The sequence below is a fragment of the Elstera litoralis genome (genome assembly GCF_000963705.1).
GTDB lineage: Bacteria > Pseudomonadota > Alphaproteobacteria > Elsterales > Elsteraceae > Elstera > Elstera litoralis.
Genome location: NZ_LAJY01000384.1, coordinates 1 through 3,015 on the forward strand (window position 1 = coordinate 1; position 3,015 = coordinate 3,015).

The window sequence follows — 3,015 nt, forward strand, 5'->3', positions numbered from 1 at the left end:
GCGACGGCCTCGGTTTTACCGAACTTACCCGCTTTGCCGCGCATAATGGGTTCGATGGGGTGATGCTCGGCCACCCCCACGCGCCCTGGCATTTGGAATTCACCCAGCAGGCGGGTCACGCCGCAGGGCGCGCGCCGACCCAGGATAATCTCCTGGTCTTTTATCTGCCCGATACCGCCGCGTGGCAGGCCGCGCGCGACCGGCTGATCGCCTTCGGCGCGACGCCCGTTCCCTCGTGGAACCCGTTTTGGGACCAGGTCGGCGTCACCTTCGAAGACCCGGACGGCTACCGCATCGTCCTGCAAAACGCAACCTGGACCCGCTAAAGCGTACCTTGTTTGCCGCCGAACGTTACACTATAACATCCCCATGTCCCATTCCGCCCCACCGCTCAGCCCCTTCGCTTGGGGGATCCTTCCCCGCCTCGCCTGTGTCGCTGGCGTACTGCTGATGATGTGGGGCGCGGTTGCCTGGGCCTTGGTCGAGGTCGCCGAATGATCCGGCTGGATAATCTCACCCTCACCTACGACCGGCACCCGGCGGTGCATCACCTGTCGGGCGAATTTTGTGCGGGCAGCCTCACTGCCATCGTCGGCCCGAATGGGGCGGGGAAATCGACGCTGTTGAAGGCGATTGCCGGGCTGCTTGCCCCCTCCTCCGGTAAGGTGGAGCGCAGTAGCTTGAAGAAGGGCGATATCGCCTATCTGCCGCAGCAGGCGGAGATTGACCGCAGCTTCCCGCTCTCGGTCTTCGATATGGTGCTGATGGGCCGTTGGAAGCATATCGGCAGTTTCGGCGGCGCGGGCAAAGCCGATGTCCACGCCGCCCATCACGCCTTGGAGGCTGTGGGTCTTGCCGGGTTCGAGCGCCGCATGCTGCACCAGCTTTCCGCCGGGCAAATGCAGCGGGTGCTGTTCGCCCGGCTGATGGTGCAGGAGTCTGCCGTTATTCTGCTCGATGAGCCGTTCAACGCGATTGATGCGCGCACGACGGCGGATCTGCTGGCGCTGGTCACGCGCTGGCATTCGGAAAACCGCACGGTGATTGCCGTGTTGCACGATTACGAGCAGGTGCGCGCGCGCTTTCCGGAAACGCTGCTGATGGCGCGGGAATGCCTGGGCTGGGGCGCGACGGAAACCGTGCTCACCCCCCAGAATCTCTTGAAAGCCCGCGCCCGTTCTGAAGCCTGGGACGAAGACGCGCCCCATTGCCATCAGGCCGTCGCCTGACCCAAACCGGGGCCTTTTCTATGCTGGATAGTCTTTGGGCGATTTTCATTGCCCCTTTTGCCGAATTCGCTTTTATGCGCCGCGCGCTGGTGGCCTGTATCGCCCTCAGCCTTGGGTGCGGGCCGATGGGAACCTTGCTGATTCTGCGCCGCATGGCCCTGGTCGGCGACGCCATGAGCCACGCCGTGCTACCGGGGGCCGCCATCGGCTTTCTGATTTCCGGCCTCTCGCTCTGGGCGATGGGGCTTGGTGGATTTATCGCTGGGCTCGCGGTGGCCCTGCTGGCAGGGCTGGTCGCGCGCGTCACCTCCTTGCGCGAAGACGCCAGCTTTGCCGCCTTCTACCTGATGTCGCTGGCGGCGGGCGTGATGATCGTCTCGACGCGCGGCAGCAATGTCGATCTCATCCATGTGCTGTTCGGGACGATTCTGGCCGTCGATAGCCCGTCGCTGCTGCTGGTCGCCGGGATCACCAGCGTTACGCTGGTTACGCTCGCCGTGATCTACCGGCCCTTGGTGATCGAATGCCTTGACCCCGGCTTTTTCCGGGCGTTGGGCGCACCGGGGGCCTTCTACCACCTCAGCTTCCTCGTGCTGGTGGTTCTAAACCTCGTCGCGGGCTTCCAGGCGCTCGGCACGTTGATGGCGGTGGGGATGATGATGCTGCCCGCAGCATCCGCGCGCTTCTGGGCACAGCAGCTCTGGAGCCTCTCAGCCGTCGCGGCGGGGATCGGCATGCTCTCCGGGTACGGTGGGCTCATCCTCTCCTATCACCTCGATTTGCCGTCCGGCCCGGCGATCATTCTCACGGCGGGCGGCCTGTATCTGCTCTCGCTCCTGCTCGGCACGCGGCAAGGATTGCTGCGGCGCTGGCTGCCGGAACGCCATCTGACGGCTTAGTCATGATGCGGTGCGATAAGAAGGTCACAGGGACTGTCGAAGTTGTCCTGACAATTTAGAGGGAATGGGGCGTTAGCTGGATTTAAGGAAACAGGTCTTTTATGGTGATTATCGCCTTACCGCCTTCTTAAATTTTTGTTATGTTTCAATATATTGCGAGAGCTGGGGCGGTTTAAGTTGGCTTCAAGGCCTCGCCCCTCCGCTTCCTGCATGGGTCCCATGCCGTCTCCTCACACAAAATACCCTTGCCGAATGCGGAAAGCTTGGCTATGTTGCATTGCATCATCGTTATCGATGATTTGTCCGCTCTGCGGACGTTTCCTCCCTAAACTCGGGCTGCGCTTGTCGCAGCCCCTTTTTTTTGCCTGATAAAATAAAGGCTTACGTGTCGTCGCGCTTGGGGGGAGCCCGGTCGGGCAGGGGCGAATCATCGTCGAACAGAATGCGATTGGCCGCCCCGTCCATATCCTCATATTGCCCCGAGCGCAGCGACCAGAGAAACGCTGCAAGCGCACCGCCACCGAGCAGCAGGCTCACCGGGATGAGATACACTAGAACGTCCACGTCAGTCTCCGTCGCGCCAACCGGAAGCTATTGGCGATGACCAACAGCGAGGAAGAGGACATCGCCGCCGCCGCAATCAGCGGCGTCACCAGCCCGGCAATCGCCAAGGGCACCGCCAGCAGATTATAGACCAGCGCGATAATCAGATTTTCTGTGGCGAGCCGCTGCGCCACCCGCCCGGTATCGAGCGCCAGCAGCACGGGGCTGAGTTTTTCGCCCTGGAACACGAGATCCGCCGCCGTTTGCGCAATATCTGCGGCGCTGGTCGGCGACATCGAAACATTGGCCGCCGCCAGCGCGGGCGCATCGTTGAGCCCGTCGCC

The 3,015-nt window shown here is 62.5% G+C and carries 5 protein-coding genes and 1 pseudogene; 4 read left to right on the plus strand and 2 right to left on the minus strand.

Annotation, left to right across the window (positions count from 1 at the left end; genetic code table 11):
* The 4 genes from VZ95_RS27255 to VZ95_RS14095 all read left to right on the plus strand — a co-directional run.
* On the plus strand, positions 1-326 hold a 326-nt coding region (locus VZ95_RS27255; protein ID WP_045776420.1), incomplete at its 5' end, for a VOC family protein.
* 43 nt (positions 327-369) lie between these two features.
* A complete protein-coding gene (locus tag VZ95_RS28290; RefSeq protein ID WP_269747112.1) occupies positions 370-498 on the plus strand; it encodes a hypothetical protein in 129 nt (42 codons plus the stop codon).
* On the plus strand, positions 495-1,229 hold the full coding sequence (gene aztA / locus VZ95_RS14090; RefSeq protein ID WP_045776421.1) for a zinc ABC transporter ATP-binding protein AztA: 735 nt from the start codon (positions 495-497) through the stop codon (positions 1,227-1,229). The genes VZ95_RS28290 and aztA overlap by 4 nt, the downstream gene beginning before the upstream one ends.
* Before the next feature lie 20 nt (positions 1,230-1,249).
* On the plus strand, positions 1,250-2,128 hold the full coding sequence (locus tag VZ95_RS14095; protein ID WP_045776424.1) for a metal ABC transporter permease: 879 nt from the start codon (positions 1,250-1,252) through the stop codon (positions 2,126-2,128).
* 381 nt (positions 2,129-2,509) lie between these two features.
* On the opposite strand, the gene ccoS is transcribed toward VZ95_RS14095, so the two are convergent.
* Both ccoS and VZ95_RS25690 read right to left on the minus strand, forming a co-directional pair.
* Positions 2,510-2,692, minus strand: coding sequence for a cbb3-type cytochrome oxidase assembly protein CcoS (ccoS, locus tag VZ95_RS14100; RefSeq protein WP_045776422.1), 183 nt, complete (start codon positions 2,690-2,692; stop codon positions 2,510-2,512).
* Positions 2,680-3,015: pseudogene (locus VZ95_RS25690) on the minus strand (heavy metal translocating P-type ATPase); the annotation flags it as partial. The gene ccoS and the pseudogene VZ95_RS25690, both read right to left, overlap by 13 nt.